The 16,169-nt window shown below is 73.8% G+C and carries 12 protein-coding genes; 9 read left to right on the top strand and 3 right to left on the bottom strand.

Annotation, left to right across the window (positions count from 1 at the left end):
- Positions 1-67: 67 nt before the first annotated feature.
- Positions 68-1,453, top strand: a complete 1,386-nt coding sequence (locus ACOJUI_RS09625; protein ID WP_422114750.1) for a UTP--glucose-1-phosphate uridylyltransferase — start codon at positions 68-70, stop codon at positions 1,451-1,453.
- A gap of 132 nt (positions 1,454-1,585) precedes the next feature.
- On the opposite strand, the gene ACOJUI_RS09620 is transcribed toward ACOJUI_RS09625, so the two are convergent.
- Positions 1,586-5,062 (bottom strand): bifunctional proline dehydrogenase/L-glutamate gamma-semialdehyde dehydrogenase, encoded by a 3,477-nt coding sequence (locus ACOJUI_RS09620; protein WP_422114749.1) that lies wholly within the window; start codon positions 5,060-5,062, stop codon positions 1,586-1,588.
- A gap of 179 nt (positions 5,063-5,241) precedes the next feature.
- On the opposite strand from ACOJUI_RS09620, the gene ACOJUI_RS09615 reads away from it, so the two are divergent.
- Positions 5,242-5,613, top strand: coding sequence for a hypothetical protein (locus ACOJUI_RS09615; RefSeq protein ID WP_422114748.1), 372 nt, complete (start codon positions 5,242-5,244; stop codon positions 5,611-5,613).
- Positions 5,614-5,658: 45 nt separating this feature from the next.
- Here ACOJUI_RS09615 and ACOJUI_RS09610 read toward each other — a convergent pair whose 3' ends face one another.
- Positions 5,659-6,267 (bottom strand): thymidine kinase, encoded by a 609-nt coding sequence (locus ACOJUI_RS09610; protein ID WP_422114747.1) that lies wholly within the window; start codon positions 6,265-6,267, stop codon positions 5,659-5,661.
- Positions 6,267-7,499, bottom strand: a complete 1,233-nt coding sequence (locus ACOJUI_RS09605; protein ID WP_422114746.1) for a GNAT family N-acetyltransferase — start codon at positions 7,497-7,499, stop codon at positions 6,267-6,269. Before ACOJUI_RS09605 ends, ACOJUI_RS09610 begins: the two co-directional genes overlap by 1 nt.
- 66 nt (positions 7,500-7,565) lie before the next feature.
- Here ACOJUI_RS09605 and ACOJUI_RS09600 point away from each other — a divergent pair, with 66 nt between their 5' ends.
- The 7 genes from ACOJUI_RS09600 (at position 7,566) to ACOJUI_RS09570 (ending at position 15,877) form a co-directional block, all read left to right on the top strand.
- The gene (locus ACOJUI_RS09600; RefSeq protein ID WP_422114745.1) at positions 7,566-8,543 is read left to right on the top strand and encodes a sugar phosphate isomerase/epimerase family protein; all 978 of its coding nucleotides are present in this window, start codon (positions 7,566-7,568) and stop codon (positions 8,541-8,543) included.
- Between the two features lie 157 nt (positions 8,544-8,700).
- Positions 8,701-9,732 carry a 3-oxoacyl-ACP synthase III gene (locus ACOJUI_RS09595; RefSeq protein ID WP_422114744.1) on the top strand — a complete coding sequence of 344 codons (1,032 nt, stop codon included), beginning with the start codon at positions 8,701-8,703 and terminating at the stop codon, positions 9,730-9,732.
- The gene (locus tag ACOJUI_RS09590) at positions 9,729-12,428 is read left to right on the top strand and encodes an alpha/beta fold hydrolase (protein WP_422114743.1); all 2,700 of its coding nucleotides are present in this window, start codon (positions 9,729-9,731) and stop codon (positions 12,426-12,428) included. The genes ACOJUI_RS09595 and ACOJUI_RS09590 overlap by 4 nt, the downstream gene beginning before the upstream one ends.
- The gene (locus ACOJUI_RS09585) at positions 12,425-13,417 is read left to right on the top strand and encodes an NAD-dependent epimerase/dehydratase family protein (protein WP_422114742.1); all 993 of its coding nucleotides are present in this window, start codon (positions 12,425-12,427) and stop codon (positions 13,415-13,417) included. Before ACOJUI_RS09590 ends, ACOJUI_RS09585 begins: the two co-directional genes overlap by 4 nt.
- A gap of 41 nt (positions 13,418-13,458) precedes the next feature.
- Positions 13,459-14,133, top strand: coding sequence for a vitamin K epoxide reductase family protein (locus ACOJUI_RS09580; protein WP_422114741.1), 675 nt, complete (start codon positions 13,459-13,461; stop codon positions 14,131-14,133).
- Positions 14,134-14,246: 113 nt separating this feature from the next.
- The gene (locus tag ACOJUI_RS09575) at positions 14,247-15,080 is read left to right on the top strand and encodes a helix-hairpin-helix domain-containing protein (protein WP_422114740.1); all 834 of its coding nucleotides are present in this window, start codon (positions 14,247-14,249) and stop codon (positions 15,078-15,080) included.
- Positions 15,077-15,877 (top strand): ComEC/Rec2 family competence protein, encoded by an 801-nt coding sequence (locus tag ACOJUI_RS09570; RefSeq protein ID WP_422114739.1) that lies wholly within the window; start codon positions 15,077-15,079, stop codon positions 15,875-15,877. The genes ACOJUI_RS09575 and ACOJUI_RS09570 overlap by 4 nt, the downstream gene beginning before the upstream one ends.
- Positions 15,878-16,169 lie beyond the last annotated feature (292 nt).

Here is a 16,169-nt window from a genome sequence, read left to right as displayed (position 1 = left end):
AGGGGAGCGGGAGCCGGGGCCCCGCCGCCGGGAGGCGGGCTCCTCGGCCACCGATACGCTAAGGCGCATGAGCAACGAAGGACTCGCCGCAGCGCAGCAGAAGATGGCCGACGCCGGGGTCGCGCAGACCGCGATCGACGTCTTCACCCATTACTACGGTCAGCTCGAGGAGGGCGTGACCGGGACCATCCCCGAGGACACGATCGAGCCGTACCTGGACCCGCCGAAGCTGGAGGACGTGCGGATCGACGTCGGCCACGCCAAGCAGGTCTTCGACCAGCTGGCGGTCATCAACCTCAACGGGGGCCTCGGCACCTCGATGGGCCTGGACCAGGCCAAGTCGCTGCTGCCGGTGCGCGACGGCAAGAGCTTCCTGGACATCATCGTCGAGCAGGTGCTCGCCGCCCGCCGCGGCACCGGCTCCCGCCTGCCGCTGATCTTCATGAACTCCTTCCGCACCCGCGCGGACACCCTGGCAGCCCTGGAGAAGTACCCGGACCTGCGGGTCGGCGACCTGCCGCTGGACTTCCTGCAGAACAAGGAGCCCAAGCTCCGCGCCGACGACCTCACCCCGGTGACGTGGCCCGCGGACCCCGACCTGGAATGGTGCCCGCCCGGCCACGGCGACATCTACACCGCCCTGCAGACCTCCGGGCTGCTCGAGCAGCTGCTCGCGGCCGGCTTCAAGTACGCCTCGGTGTCCAACTCCGACAACCTCGGCACCGTGCCCAGCCCCGTGATCGCCGCCTGGTTCGCGTCCACCGGCGCCCCCTACGCCGCCGAGCTGTGCCGCCGCACCCCGGCCGACCGCAAGGGCGGCCACCTCGCGGTGCGCAAGTCCGACGGCCGGCTGATCCTGCGCGACACCGCGCAGACCCCGCCGGAGGAGATGGATTTCTTCACCGACGAGCACCGCCACCCCTTCTTCCACACCAACAACCTCTGGTTCGACCTCGAGCAAATGGCAGCGGTGCTGAAGGAGCGCGACGGCATCATGGGCCTGCCCCTGATCCGCAACGAGAAGACCGTCGACCCGGCCGACAAGACCTCCCCGCCCGTGTACCAGATCGAGTCGGCCATGGGCGCGGCCATCGAGGTGTTCGACGGGGCGACCGCCCTGGTGGTGGGCCGCGACCGCTTCCTGCCCGTGAAGTCCACCAGCGACCTGCTGCTGGTGCGCTCGGACGTCTACGACCTCGACGAGCGGGCGGCCCTGGTCCAGCAGGTCGACCCGGCGCCGGCGGTGTCCCTCGACGCGGACTCCTACAAGCTGATCCAGGACTTCGAGCCGCGCTTCCCGCACGGCGTGCCCTCGCTCAAGGAGGCCGGCAGCCTCGACGTGCAGGGCAGCTGGACCTTCGGCGCGGACGTGACCGTGGTGGGCCAGGCGGTGCTCGGCGCCGAGGGCGGCGAGGTGCCCGAGGGCGCCCGGGTGGGGACCCCCACCGCCTGAGCCTCGCGCCGCAGGGGCTTCGCCCCCCGGTCGGCCATGGGATTGCGCGCTGAGGACCGATGTCGCGTCGACGACGGGTCCTCAGCGCGCAATGCTGTGCCCCTGCGGCCGCTCAGCCGCGGGCGCGCTCGCTCAGGCGCGGCCGCGGAACCAGCCCCGGCCACCGGTGAGGTCCACGGGATCGGGCAGCGGGTTGCCGTAGCGGTGGTCCGTGGCGCTGATCGCCTGCTCGTGCAGGAAGGGCAGCAGCTCGACGCGGCCGCTGGCGACCACGGCCCCGGTGAACAGGGCCACGTCGACGCGGCGGGCGATCGCGGCGCGCAGCGCGGGATCGGCCGATCCGAGCAGCCGGATGCGGGAGACCGAGAGCTCACCGACCCGGCCCGCGAAGGCCTCGGCCGGCTCGATGCGCATCCGCTGCTCGTCGAGACCGGACGCGCGGGCGGCCCCCGCGAGGGACGGCTCGGCCAGCGACAGCTCCACCTCGGCGCCGACGGTCGCGGCGGCGTGCAGCACCCGCTCGAGCTGCGGGCCGGTGGTGCCGGCGGCGGCGCGGATCATCACGGCCAGCGGCAGGTGGCGCAGGATGTTGATCTCGCCGTGCACGTCCTGCACGTCCCGTGGCGCGAAGGTGGAGGCCCAGTGCTCGCGGTCGCTGCAGCGCGCGGCCTCGAGCCAGGCCTCCCCATCGGCCTGCGCGTCGGGCACGCCGGGGGCGTCGGCCGCATCCATCAGGTGCACCAGGTAGTTCGGTCCGCCCGCCTTCGCGGTCTGGCCGATCGCCGATCCCTTCCAGCCGCCGAAGGGCTGGCGCTCGACGACTGCGCCGGTGGTGCCGCGGTTGACGTAGAGGTTCCCCGCCTGGACGTGCTCGGTCCACCAGGCGATCTCGGCGGGCTCCAGGGAGTGCAGACCGGCCGTGAGCCCGTAGGCGGTGCCGTTCTGGATCCGCACCGCGTCCTCGAGGGTGTCGGCGTGCATCACCCCGAGCACCGGACCGAAGTACTCGGTGAGGTGGAAGGGCGAGCCCTCCTCGACGCCGGTGCGGACGCCGGGGGAGAACAGCGTCCCGTCCTCGTCGAGCTGCCGGGGCCGGGCGAGCCAGGACTCCCCGTCGCCCAGCTCCGTCAGGCCCGAGCGGAGCTTCTCGCCGGGAGGCTCGATCACCGGACCCATCTGGGCGGTGGGATCCGTCGGCGGCCCCACCTGGAGGCTGAGCACGGCGTCGGCGAGCTGGGTGGAGAAGCGCCGGGAGCGGGAGACCGAGCCGACGGTGATCACCAGCGAGGCCGCCGAGCACTTCTGCCCGGCGTGCCCGAAGGCGCTCGCGGCGACGTCGCGGGCGGCGAGGTCCAGATCGGCCTGCGGGGTCACGATGATCGCGTTCTTGCCGCTGGTCTCGGCGAGGATCCGCAGCTCCGGCCGCCAGGAGGCGAAGCGGGAGGCGGTCTCGGAGGCGCCGGTGAGGATCAGCTGGTCGATGCGGGCCTCGGCGATCAGGGAGCGGCCCACCTCGTTCTCCGGCACGTCGACCAGCGTGAACACGCCCTCGGGCACCCCGGCCTGGTGCAGCAGGCGGCCGACCAGGGCCCCGCAGCGCCGCGCCTGCGGGGCGGGCTTCATGATCACGGCGCTGCCGGTGACCAGGGCGGCCAGGGCGCCGCCGGTGGGGATCGCGACCGGGAAGTTCCACGGCGGGGTCACCAGCGTCAGCGGCCGCGGGGTGAAGGCCACGTCCCCCTGGGCGGCCAGGCGCTCGGCCTGCTCGGCGTAGTAGAGGGCGAAGTCGATCGCCTCGCTGACCTCCGGGTCGCCCTGCTCGAGCGTCTTGCCGGTCTCGGCGGCCATCACCTCGAGCAGCTCGGCGCGATGGGCGGCGAGCGTCCCGGCCACGCGGCGCAGGATCAGGGCGCGCTTCTCGACCGGCAGTCCCGCCCAGGCGGGCTGCGCCGTCAGCGCGCGGGCGACGGCCTCGTCCACGGCCTCGACGGTCTCGAGCCGGGCGGCGCGGACCTCGTCCTCGCCGAGCACGGAGCCGCGGATCCGGTGGGTGATCTGCGCGGCCCAGTCCTGGTTGGCGGGCGTGGACAGGTCGGTGTCGGGGGTGTTGCGGAAGGCGCCCGGCACCGCGGGCAGCGCGGGGCTGCCCAGCGGCACCGGGCCGCGGGCGTCGCGGGCCTCGGCGGCGCGGTCCTGGTCGCGGTGGGTGGGCGGGGAGGTCTCGGCGAGCGCGCGGACCAGGGCGCGGGCGAAGCGCTGCTCCTCGCGGTCGAAGAGCCCGGGATCGGCCTCGAGCTCGAAGGCGGCGGAGAGGAAGTTCTCGGAGGAGGCGTTCTCCTCGAGCCGGCGCACCAGGTAGGAGACGGCCACGTCGAAGTGGCGGGGATGGACGACCGGGACGTACAGCCGCATGGTGCCGGTCGCCTCCCGCACCACGGCCTGCTGGCCGGGCGCCATCCCGGCGAGCATCTCGAACTCCACGCCGTGCCCGGGGCCAGCGGCGATGCCCCGCTCGCGCATCAGCAGGTGCGCGAAGGCGATGTCGAAGAGGTTGTGGCCGGCCACCCCGAGATGGACCGTCTCCAGGCGGTCCGGGTGCAGGGCCTCCAGCAGCATCCGCTTGTACTGGGCGTCGGTCTCCTCCTTGCTGGGCAGCGTCGCCCGCGGCCAGCCGTGGACCGCGGCGTCGACCGCCTCCATCGCCAGGTTCGCGCCCTTGACCAGGCGCACCTTGATCGGGGCGCCGCCGGCGGCGACGCGGCGCTCGGCGAAGCGGCGCAGCCGGGCCATCGCCGAGGGGGCGTCGGGCAGGTACGCCTGCAGCACGATGCCCGCGTGCAGCTGCGCGAGCTCGGGACGGTCCAGCAGCTTCTCGAAGACCTGCAGGGTCAGCTCGAGGTCCCGGTACTCCTCCATGTCCATGTTCAGGAAGGTGGGCCGGTCGGCGCGGGCGGCGAGCAGGTAGAGCGGCAGCAGGGTCTCGACGATGTGGTCGACGGTCTCGGCGGCGGCCCACAGCGGGAGGTGGTCGACGATCGAGGAGATCTTGATCGAGACGTAGTCGACGTCGGGCCGTTCGACCAGCTCGCGCACGCCCTGCAGCCGGCGGGACGCCTCCTGGGCGCCGAGCACGGCCTCCCCGAGCAGGTTGATGTTCATCGCGGTGCCGTCGACGGTGATCCGCCGGATCGACTCCGCCAGCGGCTGCGGGCGCGCGTCGAGGATGAGGTGGGAGACCATCCTGCGCATCACCGCCTGGGCGGTGGGCACCACCAGGGACGGGGCGGCCTTCGAGGCGACCGCGCCGAGGCCCACCACCCGGCGCAGCGCCGGCGGCAGGAAGGCCGGCGGGTGCTGCGCGAGCCGGCGCAGCTCGACCGCCGCGGCCCGGGGATCCTCCGTCCGGATCACCCGGTCCACGAAGCCCAGCGTGAAGGCCAGGCCCTGGGGGTCGCGCAGCAGGTCGGACAGCAGTCTGGCGGGACCCGGCACCGGCCTGGTGGCGGCGTCCTCGACCCAGGTGCGCACCTGGGCGGAGACGTCCTCGACGGTCAGGGAGGTGCCCGGGAGCTCGCTCGGGAAGGAGGTGGTCGAAGATGGCGCGGACAACGAAGTCTTCTCCTCGCTCACCGTGCGGGGACGGTGGGAACGGTCGGTGGGGCGTCCTCGCCCCTGCCTCGATCGTAGGTCCTCGCGGCACGGTCTGAACCGCTCGGTCGGCTCAGGCTCCGTGCGGGGCCCGGCCTGTGGCACGATGCCAGCACCACCCGACGATCCTGGAGGCACTGATGAAGAAGTTCATTTTCCTGGCCGGACTCGGAATCGGCTTCGTGATCGGCTCCCGCGCCGGCCGCGGTCCCTACGAGTCCCTCGAGCGCACCGCCCGACAGGTCGCCGACGATCCCGAGGTCCAGCGCCGCGCCGCGCAGGCCAAGGAGACCGCGACCCGGGTCGCGCAGGACACCGCCTCCACCGTCAAGGAGAAGGCCCCCGAGGTCGCCTCGAGCGTCAAGGGCTCGGTGAGCGGCGCCGCGGACAGCGCCAAGGAGCGCCTCGGCGGCGGCGACAGCGACGACCAGGGCGCGGCCCCGTCCTCCTCGGACAGCCCGAGCGCGGGCGGCGACGCCCAGGTCGGCGACGACAAGCCGCTCAGCTCCTGAACAGGCGGCTCCGTCAGGGAGCCTGATCGACCCGGCGCGCCGGTGTCAGCCCAGCACGCTGACGCCGGCGCGCTGCTGTTCGCTCATGAAGCAGGCGCCGCACAGCGAGACGTAGGCGACCTCGGCCGCGTCGATCGCGACCTGCTCGCCCTCGAACACGTACCGGTCCCCGAGGCGGCGGCAGTTGAACTCGGCCTGGGATCCGCAGCGGCACATCGTCGGCAGCTTCTCGACGTTGTCGGCCACCTCGAACAGGCGCACCGAGCCCGGGAACATCGCGGTGCGGAAGTCGGTCCGCAGCCCGTAGCAGATCACCGAGATGCCGTCGCTCTTGGCGGTCCGGAACAGCTGGTCGATCTGTGCCCCCTGCAGGAACTGCGCCTCGTCGACCAGCACGCAGTGCAGCGGGCGCAGCCCGCGCTCGTCGGCCGTGCGCTGCACCCGGGCGCGCAGGTCCTCCCCGTCATGGGCCAGCACGTCGACCCGCCGCCGGGCTCCGCCGCGCGCCACCACCCAGTCCTCGCCCTTGGTGTCCAGGGCCGGCTTCACCACGAGCGTGGCCAGGCCCCGCTCGTCGTAGTTGAAGGCGGTCTTGATCAGGGTGTCGGACTTCCCGGAGTTCATCGCTCCGTACTTGAAGTGCAGCTTGGCCATCAGAAGGCGTCCAGCACGCTCGGCCGGGGGCCGGCCAGGAGGGCGTCGAGGAAGGCCTCCGCCGCCGGGTCGGCGGTGGCGCGCAGGTCGAGCCGACGGGCATCGGCCACGGTGCGGCCGCCGACCAGGAGCAGGGAGGCGGCGTGGATGTCCAGGCGCACCGTGCCGAGCGCTTCGGCGACGGGCTCGTCCGCGGGCACCGCGGTGATCTCCCCGTCGGCCGCCCGCACCAGGTACTCCCCGGCGGCGCGACAGGTGCCGGCGGGCACGGTGCCGTCCTCGACGACCAGGTGCACGGCGCCGTGCAGGCCGGCCGGGGCGCGGCGGGCCTGCAGGGTCGCGGCGGTGTCGATCACGCGCATCATCACCAGCGGCAGGGGCTCCGCGACCGGGCGGGTGCCGCCGCCGGGCAGGGCGTCGCGCACCGGATCGTCGGTGCGCACCCGCAGGCGGACCAGCTCGGTGACGGTGGACCAGGAGCCCAGCGAGCGCAGCAGCGCCAGCCGGTCCTGGCGGTCCGCGGCGAGGATCTCGTGCACCTCGAGGCCCGCGCCGTCGGCCTCGCCGCTGCGCCGGCTCCAGGAGAGGTAGCCGCGGTCGGTGCCGTCCTCGTCGGTGAGCAGCAGCGCCGACCAGCCGCCGCCGGGCAGGCCCGGCGGGAACAGCGGGCCCTCGCGGCGCAGCATCGCGTTCTCGCCCGCGCTGAGGCGGTGGTACAGCGCCCGCAGCCGCGGCAGGGTGGCCTCGGTGACCGGGACGGTGCGGCGGCCGGGGACGGCCCGGATCCGCTGCAGGTCCACCAGCGGCACCAGCAGCGTCTCCAGCTGCGCGACGACCTGGTAGCCGAAGCGGCGGTAGATCGCCGGGTTCGAGGGGTAGAGCATCGACAGCGGCATCCCCTCGGCGTCGCAGCGGGCGATCACGGCGGTGAGCAGTTCGCCGAACAGTCCGTCGCCGCGATGGGCGGGGTGCACGGCCAGCCCGCCGATGCCGCCGCAGCGGGCGATCCCGCCGCCGAGGGCGATCCGGTCATGGCGGATCCGGGCGCCGGCGGCGATCACACCGGCCACCCCGCCCGGCAGCGCGGAGGAGTCGATGCCGATCGCGGTCTCGCCCGGGGAGAAGTCCTGCGGCGTCTGGGGCGCGGCGGGGTCGAAGGCGCCCCCGAAGGCGCCCGAGCTCATGGTCCGGTAGGCGCGGAAGTCGGCGGCGGTGAGATCACGGACAGGCATGCCGCAGAGTCTAGGGGCGCACGCTGTTGCATACTGACGAGGCCGAATCCGTCCCGAGGAGATGCCGTGAGCCTACGCCGTGACCGTCATCGGACGAGCGCGCCGAAGACCGTTGCGCGGAAGCCCTACACGCGTCCGCCGAGCGCCCAGCGCTCCGCGCGCGAGGCCCTCGCCAAGCGGCTGTCGGCCGGCGACCCGCGCAGCGAGCAGTCCCCGCAGCGGCGGATCCCGGTGGGGCTGTCCACGTCCTCCGTGTTCCCCGCCGGCGTCGAGGAGGCCTTCCGGCTGGCCCGGAAGATCGGCTACGACGGCGTCGAGGTGATGGTCTCCTATCCCAAGGACAGCCAGGACCCCGAGCTGCTGCGCGAGTACTCCGAGCGCTACGAGCAGCCGATCCTCTCCCTCCACGCCCCCACCCTGTTCCTGCTGCAGGGCCTGTGGGGCACCGACGCCTGGGTGAAGATCGAGCGCACCGTCGAGATCGCCAAGGAGCTGGGCGTGGACACCGTGGTCGCCCACCCGCCGTTCCGCTGGCAGGCCCGCTACGCGCGGAACTTCGTCGAGGGCGTCGCGGCGCTGGAGGCGAAGCACGGCGTCGCGATCGCGGTGGAGAACATGTACCCGTGGCGGCTGGGCGTGCGGGACCTGCTGAACTACGCGCCCGACCACGACCCGACCGACGAGGACTACGCCCACGTCACCGTGGACCTCTCGCACGCCGCGACCGCCGGGGACGACGCCCTGGAGATGATCGACCGGCTCGGCGACCGCCTGCGCCACCTGCACCTGGCCGACGGCTCGGGCAACACCACCAAGGACGAGCACCTGCCGCCGGGGGAGGGGAACCAGCCCTGCGCGGAGGTGCTGCGACGGCTGGCCAACCGCGGCTGGCAGGGCTCCGTGCTGCTCGAGGTGAGCACCCGCGGCGACGTCGAGAAGCGGGAGCAGACCCTGCGCCAGTGCCTGGCCTTCGCCCGCCACCACCTCGGCCATCACCTCGACGACGAGCCGGACCCGCCCGACGTGGGATCTGCCACCCGGTGAGGGACTGTCCAGACACAGGTGTGAGAATGACCAGTGCACCGGCCCGACCCGTCGCGGCTGTGCACCGGGCGCTCGGGCGCCGGGCAGACGAGGCGCCGGACGGCTCACTCGCCTCCAGAGACGACGGACCGCAGACGAGTTGAGGTAGCGCACGCAGATGGGCAACGGAAACACAGGATTCGTCCACAGGAACGCGAGCCTGCTGTCGGTCGAGATGACCCTGCCGCAGGTGACCGTGACCTCCGACGAGATCGACGAGATGCTCGCCCCTGCCCGCAAGCGGCTGCGACTGCCCAAGGGCGTCCTGCAGCGGGTCGCCGGGGTCTACGAGCGCCGCTGGTGGCGCGACACCCAGAACGGCTGGAAGCAGGGCGTGGTGCTGGCCGCCGAGCGCGCGATGGCCAAGGCCGGCATCATGCGCGACCAGGTGGGGCTGCTGATCAACGCCTCCGTCTCCCGCCAGCACCTCGAGCCGGCGGTCTCCACCAGCATCCATCACTCCCTGGGCATGCCGCCCAGCTGCATGAACTTCGACATCACCAACGCCTGCCTGGGCTTCGTCAACGCCATGACCATGGCCGCCGGGATGATCGACGCCGGCCAGATCAAGTACGCCCTGATCGTCGGGGCCGAGGACGTCGAGCAGGTCCAGCGCGGCACCATCGAGCGGCTGAACTCGAAGACCTCCACCCGCGCGGACTTCAACAACCAGTTCGCCTCCCTGACCCTCGGCTCGGGCGCCGCGGCCGCGGTCATCGGCCCCAGCGACGAGCACCCCGAGGGGCACCGGCTCACCGTCACCCAGGCCCGCGCCGGCACCGAGCACCACGAGCTCTGCGTGGCCGACATGCACGACATGCGCACCGACTCCAACGGACTGCTCGAGAACGGCATCCAGCTGATCCTGGACACCTGGAAGGGCGCGAACGAGGCGGGCCACGACTTCAAGAACATCGAGCACGTGATCCCGCACCAGGTCTCGATGGTCTACACCCGCAACTTCTCGAAGATCACCGGGGTGGGCATGGAGCGCATCCCGGTCACCTTCCCGGACTGGGGCAACATCGCCGCCGAAGCGGTGCCGATGACCCTCGCCCACATCCAGGACGACGTGCAGCGAGGCGAACGGGTGCTGCTGATGGGCGTCGGCTCCGGGCTGAACACCGCGATGATGGAGGTCCAGTGGTGAACCCCTCGAACGGCACCGGGCGCCGCCGCGCCGACTCCCAGGAGATCCCCGAGATCCCGCCCCAGCCGGGCGTGGACCCGCGCCTGCACCGCACCCTGGTGGTGCGTGACCACACCGGGCAGCCCCGCCGCTGGCACCTGCTGGACTCCGGCCCGCTGCTGGCCGAGCGCGGCATCACCCCGCGCGGCACCCTGCTGGCCGTCCACGGCAACCCCACCTATTCCTTCCTGTTCCGCTCCCTGGTGCGGGGCGACATCCCCTGGCGCCTGATCGCCGTGGACCAGCTGGAGATGGGCTGGTCCGAGCGCACCGGCGTCACCCGGCGCTACCAGGACCGCATCACCGACCTGTCCCTGCTGACCGACGCGCTCTCCCTGCGCGGCCCCGTGGTCACCGTCGGCCACGACTGGGGCGGTCTGATCTCCACCGGCTGGGCGCTGGACAACCGCCACGACCTGGCCGGCATGATCCTGACCAACACCGGCCTGCACCAGGACCTGGCGCAGACGCTGCCCAGGGCCCTGCAGCTGGCCACCACCCCGGGGTTCCGCACCGCCTCGACCTCGCTCACCGACGCGTTCCTGCGCACCACGCTGGCGCTGTCCAAGCCCGCCCTGCCGCAGGAGGTGCAGGACGCCTACCTCGCGCCGTACCGCAGCCGCGCCCGCCGCCTCGGCATCGACCAGTTCGTCGCCGACATCCCCGCCGGCGCCGACCACCCCTCCCGCACCACCCTCGAGCGGGTCGCCGAGGGCGTCACGCACCTGGACGTGCCCACCCTGTTCGCCTGGGGACCGCGGGACGTCACCTTCTCCGACCGCTTCCTGCGGGACCTGCTCCAGCGGGTGCCCCACGCCCAGGTGCACCGCTTCGAGAAGGCCTCCCACCTGGTGTGGGAGGACGCCGACGTCGCGGGCCTGGTGGCCGACTGGCTGCGCGAGACCTTCGGCACCGCCGCGGAGCCCCGCACCGCGGCCCCCCGCTGGACCCCGGTCTCCGCCGCCGCCGAGCCCGCCCCCGCCCAGCCGATCGGCGCCCCCATCGCGCGGCTCGCCGCGGACCCGCAGCACGCCCGCCGCGCCGCCGTCGTCGAGCTCGGCGCCGCGGACGGCGAGACGCGGGAGATCTCCTGGTCGCTGCTGAACCGTCGCGTCGACGACATCGCCGCCGGCCTGCTCGGCCACGGCGTGCGCCCCGGGGACCGGGTCAGCGTGCTGATCACCCCGGGCGCCGACCTCACCGGCGTGCTGTACGCCTGCTTCCGGATCGGGGCGGTCGCGGTGATCGCCGATGCCGGGCTGGGCCTGCCGGGACTGACCCGCGCGGTGATCGGCTCCCACCCGGACTGGCTGATCGGCATCAACCGGGCCCTGGTGGGCGCTCGCGCCCTGGGCTGGCCCGGTCGCCGGCTCAGCGTCGAGCAGCTGCCCACGGTGGATCGAGTGGCGCTCGGCGTGGAGACCTCCATCGCGGAGCTGGCCCGCTCCGGCTCGCTGATGCGCGAGCTCGGCGCCCCCCTCGACGTCGCCTTCCCGGACCCCGACAGCGACGCCGCGGTGCTGTTCACCTCCGGCTCCACCGGTCCCGCCAAGGGCGCCGTGTACACGCACCGCCAGCTCGGCGCGATGTTCGCCGCGGTCGGCGACACGCTGCAGCTGGCCCCCGAGCGCGGGCTGGTCGCCGGCTTCGCCCCCTTCGCGCTGCTGGGCCCCGCGCTCGGCGCGCCGACGGTGGTGCCCGACATGGACATCACCCGCCCCGGGGAGCTCACCGCGCCGGCCCTGGCCGCCGCGATCGCGGCCCTCGGCCGCCCGGCGGTGTTCACCGCCCCCGCCGCGCTGCGCAGCATCCTCGACACCGCCGACCGGCTCGATGCGGCCGGCCGGGCCGCCATGGCCCAGGCGGCGAGCTTCTTCTCCGCCGGCGCCCCGATCCCCGCGCACCTGCTGCGGGAGCTGCGCTCCCTGATGCCGACCGCGAAGGCGCTCACGCCGTACGGGATGACCGAATGCCTCGCGGTCGCCGCGATCGACCTCGAGGGCATCGAGGAGGCCGGCCCCGGCTCCGGGGTCTGCGTCGGCCGCCCGGTCCCGCGGGTCGAGCTCGCGATCGCCGTGATGGACGACGAGGGCCGCACCACCGGCGAGATCACCCACGAGCCCGGGGTGACCGGCGAGATCCTGATCCGCGCCCCGCACGTGCGCGACCGCTACCTCATGCTCTGGGGCACCACCCACACCGCGATGCGGTTCCCGGGCTGGCACGCCAGCGGCGACGTCGGCCACCTCGATGCGGACGGACGGCTCTGGGTCGAGGGCCGCGCCGACCATGTGCTGGCCACCGCCGAGGGACTGTTCACCCCGGTCCAGGTCGAGGAGGCCGCCGAGTCCGTGAGGACGGTCCGCCGCGCGGGCGCCGCCGTCGTCGGTCCCCGCGGCACCCAGCAGGTGGTGGTGATCCTCGAGACCGAGGAGGGCTACCGCCCGGGCCGTCCCGGCACCCCGAAGCCGGCCGCGCCCTCCCTCCAGGAGGCGGTGCGCCGCGCCGTGCGGGAGCGCTCCGGCGCCGAGGTGGTGGCCGTGTTCACCACCCGGGCGCTGCCCACGGACATCCGCCACAACTCGAAGATCGACCGCGCCGCCCTGTCCCGCTGGTCCTCCCAGACCCTCCGGGGCGAGAAGGCGGAGGCCCTGTGAGCGCGCCGACGATCCTGGTCACCGGCGCCTCCGGCATGCTCGGCGGGGCCGTGGCCACCACGCTGCGGGACCGCGGCGCCACGGTGCGCGCCTTCCAGCGCCGCCCCGCCGGGATCGACGGCATCGAGGACGTGAACGGCTCGCTCACCGAGGCGGCCGACGTCCGCCGCGCCGCCCGCGGCGTCGACGCGGTCATCCACCTGGCCGCGAAGGTGTCCATCTCCGGACCGGAGAGCGAGTACCGGGCGATCAACCTCGACGGCACCCGCCACGTCGTCGAGGCGCTGCGGGCGGGGGGCGGCGGCGCGCTGGTCAACGTCTCCACCCCGTCGGCCGCCCACCTCGGCCGCGCGATCGTCGGCCTGGACGCCACCCCCGCGGATCCGGAACGGGCCCGCGGCCCCTACGCCCGCACCAAGGCCGCCGCCGAGCTGCTGGCGATGGCGGCCGACGGCGAGGACGGGCTGCTGGTGACCTCGGTGCGCCCGCACATCGTGTGGGGCCCCGGCGACACCCAGCTGGTGGGCCGCATCGTCGACCGCGCCCGCCGCGGACGGCTGCCGCTGCTCGACCAGGGCATGGCCCTGATCGACACCACCTACGTCACCAACGCCGCCGACGCGATCGTCGCCGCCCTCGACCGGATCCAGGACGTCCACGGCGAGAGCTTCGTGGTCTCCAACGGCGAGCCCCGCACCGTGCGCGACGTGTTCGCCGGCTGGTGCGACGCCGCCGGGGTCCCGCAGCCCCGGATCAGCGTGCCCGGCAGCGTGGCCCGCCTGGCCGGCCGCGTGATCGAGAAGGTCTGGGAGCGGCGCCCCGGCCACGACGAGCCCCCGATGACCGAGTTCCTCGCCGAGCAGATGTCCACCGCGCACTGGTTCGATCAGCGCCGCACCCGCGAGCGCCTGCAGTGGACGCCGCGCGTCAGCATGGACGAGGGCAACGCCCACCTCGCGGCCTGGTTCCGCGAGCACCCCGTCGTCTGACCCCCGCCCGGTCCCTTCGCACGGAAGCACACGGCCCTCATATGAGCGAGCACACCCCCACCGGCACCACCGACGCCGAGCTGCTGGCGGAGGTCGACGCCGAGCTGGCCGCTGAGCGCTCCGCACGCAGCCGCGCGGGAGAGCGACTGGTCGGCGCGGTGCTGCTGATCGGCGCCCTGATCGGCTGGATCGCGGCGCTCGAGCTGCAGGTCGGCAAGGAGTTCCTGCTGGCGAACCCCGGTGCCAGCCTCGCCTGCGACGTCAACCCCTTCATCTCCTGCGGCAGCGTGATGATGACCTGGCAGTCCGCCGCGCTGGGGATCCCCAACATGGCCATCGGCCTGGGCGGCTTCGCGATCATGGGAGTGGTCGGTGCGCTCATGCTCAGCAGCACCGCCCTGCCCGCCTGGTTCCGCTGGGCACGCCTGGGGGGCATGAGCTTCGCCTTCGCCTACGTGCACTTCCTGGCGATCAGCGCGATCTTCCTGATCAGGGCGCTGTGCCCCTGGTGCATGGTGGTCTGGACGGTCACCGCGCCGATGTTCTTCGCCACCCTCGCCCACGCCGTCGAGAGCGGCGACCTGCCCCTGCCGCGGCCGCTCGGGAACCTGCTGCGCCACTGGGTGGTGCTGAGCCTCGCCTGGTACCTGCTGGTGATCGTGGTGATCCTGGGAGCCTTCTGGCGGCAGTGGCTGGTGGTCTTCGGGATCGGCTGAGCGCCTGCCCGGGCCCGCGCGACGCCTCGCACGGTTCCTCCCCAGGCGACCGCCGTCCCCACTCCTGCCCCGCTCGCTGAGCGCTGCGCGGCTGTTCGCCTAGGTTCGCGAGCATGGGAGCACAGGCAGGATCCGAGGGGCCGACGCGAGGCCGCAGCGGGCGGCACCGCCGCAGCGGCCAGGCCCTGATCGAGCGCCGGGACCACACCGAGCAGGCGCCGGCCCGCCGTTTCTCCCTGCCCGCCCCGTCGCCGTCGGCCCTGGTGGGCATCGCCGTGCTGGTGCTCATCGGGCTGGGGGTGATCCACCTGTCCAGCACCGGCTCGGCGGTGCCGGTGGAGGGGGAGCCGGCGGTCATCGTGGAGCCCGGGCCGGGACCGGACCCGTCACCGACCGAGGGGGCGCCGCCGTCGGAGCCTGCGGGCACGGCTGCGCCCTCCCCGGTGGACGCGGGCGACCTCCCGGCGGAGCCGGGCACCGCGGAGCTCATCGTGCACGTCTCCGGGGCCGTCGGGTCCCCGGGCGTGGTGCGCCTGCCGGCCGGATCGCGGGTGGACGACGCCCTGCAGGCCGCGGGCGGACCGACCCCCGAGGCCGACCTCGCTGCGGTGAATCTTGCCCGCCCGCTGACCGATGGCGAGCAGATCCATGTCCCGACGCCGGGGGAGGAGCCACCGGTGGCCGCCGCCGGGGCCGGCGAGGGGAGCGCCCCACCGGAGCCTGCCGGAGGCGCCGCGGGAGGTGAGAGAGGCGGCGGGCCGATCGACCTCAACACCGCGAGCGCCACCGAGCTCGAGGAGCTGCCCGGCGTGGGTCCCGCCATCGCCCAGCGGATCCTCGAGCATCGCGAGAGCAACGGGCCCTTCACCTCCGTGGACGGACTGCTCGAGGTCTCCGGGATCGGGCCCGCCACTCTCGAGAAGATCCGCCCCCAGGCCACCGTATGAAGCGCTCGGACCTGCGCCTGCTGCCCGCTGCCACCAGCATCTGGGTCCTTGCCGTCCTCGGGGTGACCGCCGGGACCGCCGCAGCCGTGGCCGGTGGGGCGGTGCTGGTGGCGCTCGCGCTCACCGCGGTCACCCTGGCCGGCCCCGGCCGCGCCGCCCACGGCATCTTCGCGCATCTGGGGATCGTGGTGCTCGCCGGGGCGCTCCTGTTCCCGGCGCTCCAGCGGCACGGCCAGACGGACGCCGCCCTCGAGGACGCCGCCGCCGAGGGGCTCATCGTCGCGCTCACCGTGACCGCGACCTCGGATCCGGCCGCCCCTCGCAGCGGGCCGGAATGGTCCCGCAGCGGTCTGCAGATGCGGGCCCGGACCGTGCGCGGCGCCGCCCGGATCGGCCGGGAGCACATCGAGCTGCCCGCCTCGCTGCCGCTGCTGGTGCGCGCCGACGGCGGCGCCGCCGAGGGCCTCTCCCGGGTGCGCGACGCCGACACCGTGCACCTGCGGGGCGCCGTGAGCATCAGCGGCTCCCTCATCATCCTGCGCACCACCGAGGTGCGCCCGGTTCCCCCGGCCGGCGCCGCCGGGTCCCTGCGCAGCGCCCGCCACACCCTGCGCGCGGAGGCCCGCGCCACCACCGCCCACCTCCCGGCCGACGAGGCCGCCCTGGTGCGCGGCATGACCAGCGGCGACACCAGCGGCCTGGGGGAGGAGACCGAGGAGATCATGCGCCGTGCCGGCATCGCGCACCTGGTGGCCGTCTCTGGAGAGACCAGTCTAAACAGGGGTGGGTGTGCATAGGGAGGTTCGTCGCGGGCCCACGATCTATCCTCGTCTGCGACGTCGCAGAGCTCGTCCGGGCGGGGCCGGGTCGGGGCCGGGGTCAGTGATTTCGGTAGAAGGTGCGAGGTGCGAGAGGATCACGACTATGGACGACCCATTCGGACACGAAGACGAGGCGTACCGGACTTGCTCCGAGTGCGGTAGCGATTGCGAGCCTGAGCCCATGCCCACCGATGCAGGGATGCGTATCGCGTTCTCCTGCCCCACCCATGGTGTGCACGCCGTTATCGACCCATTCGAGGACCTGAGG

Origin of the sequence: Brachybacterium sp. UNK5269 (genome assembly GCF_049266655.1) — a bacterium.
GTDB lineage: Bacteria > Actinomycetota > Actinomycetes > Actinomycetales > Dermabacteraceae > Brachybacterium.
This window is presented reverse-complemented; position numbering and strand designations above follow the sequence as displayed.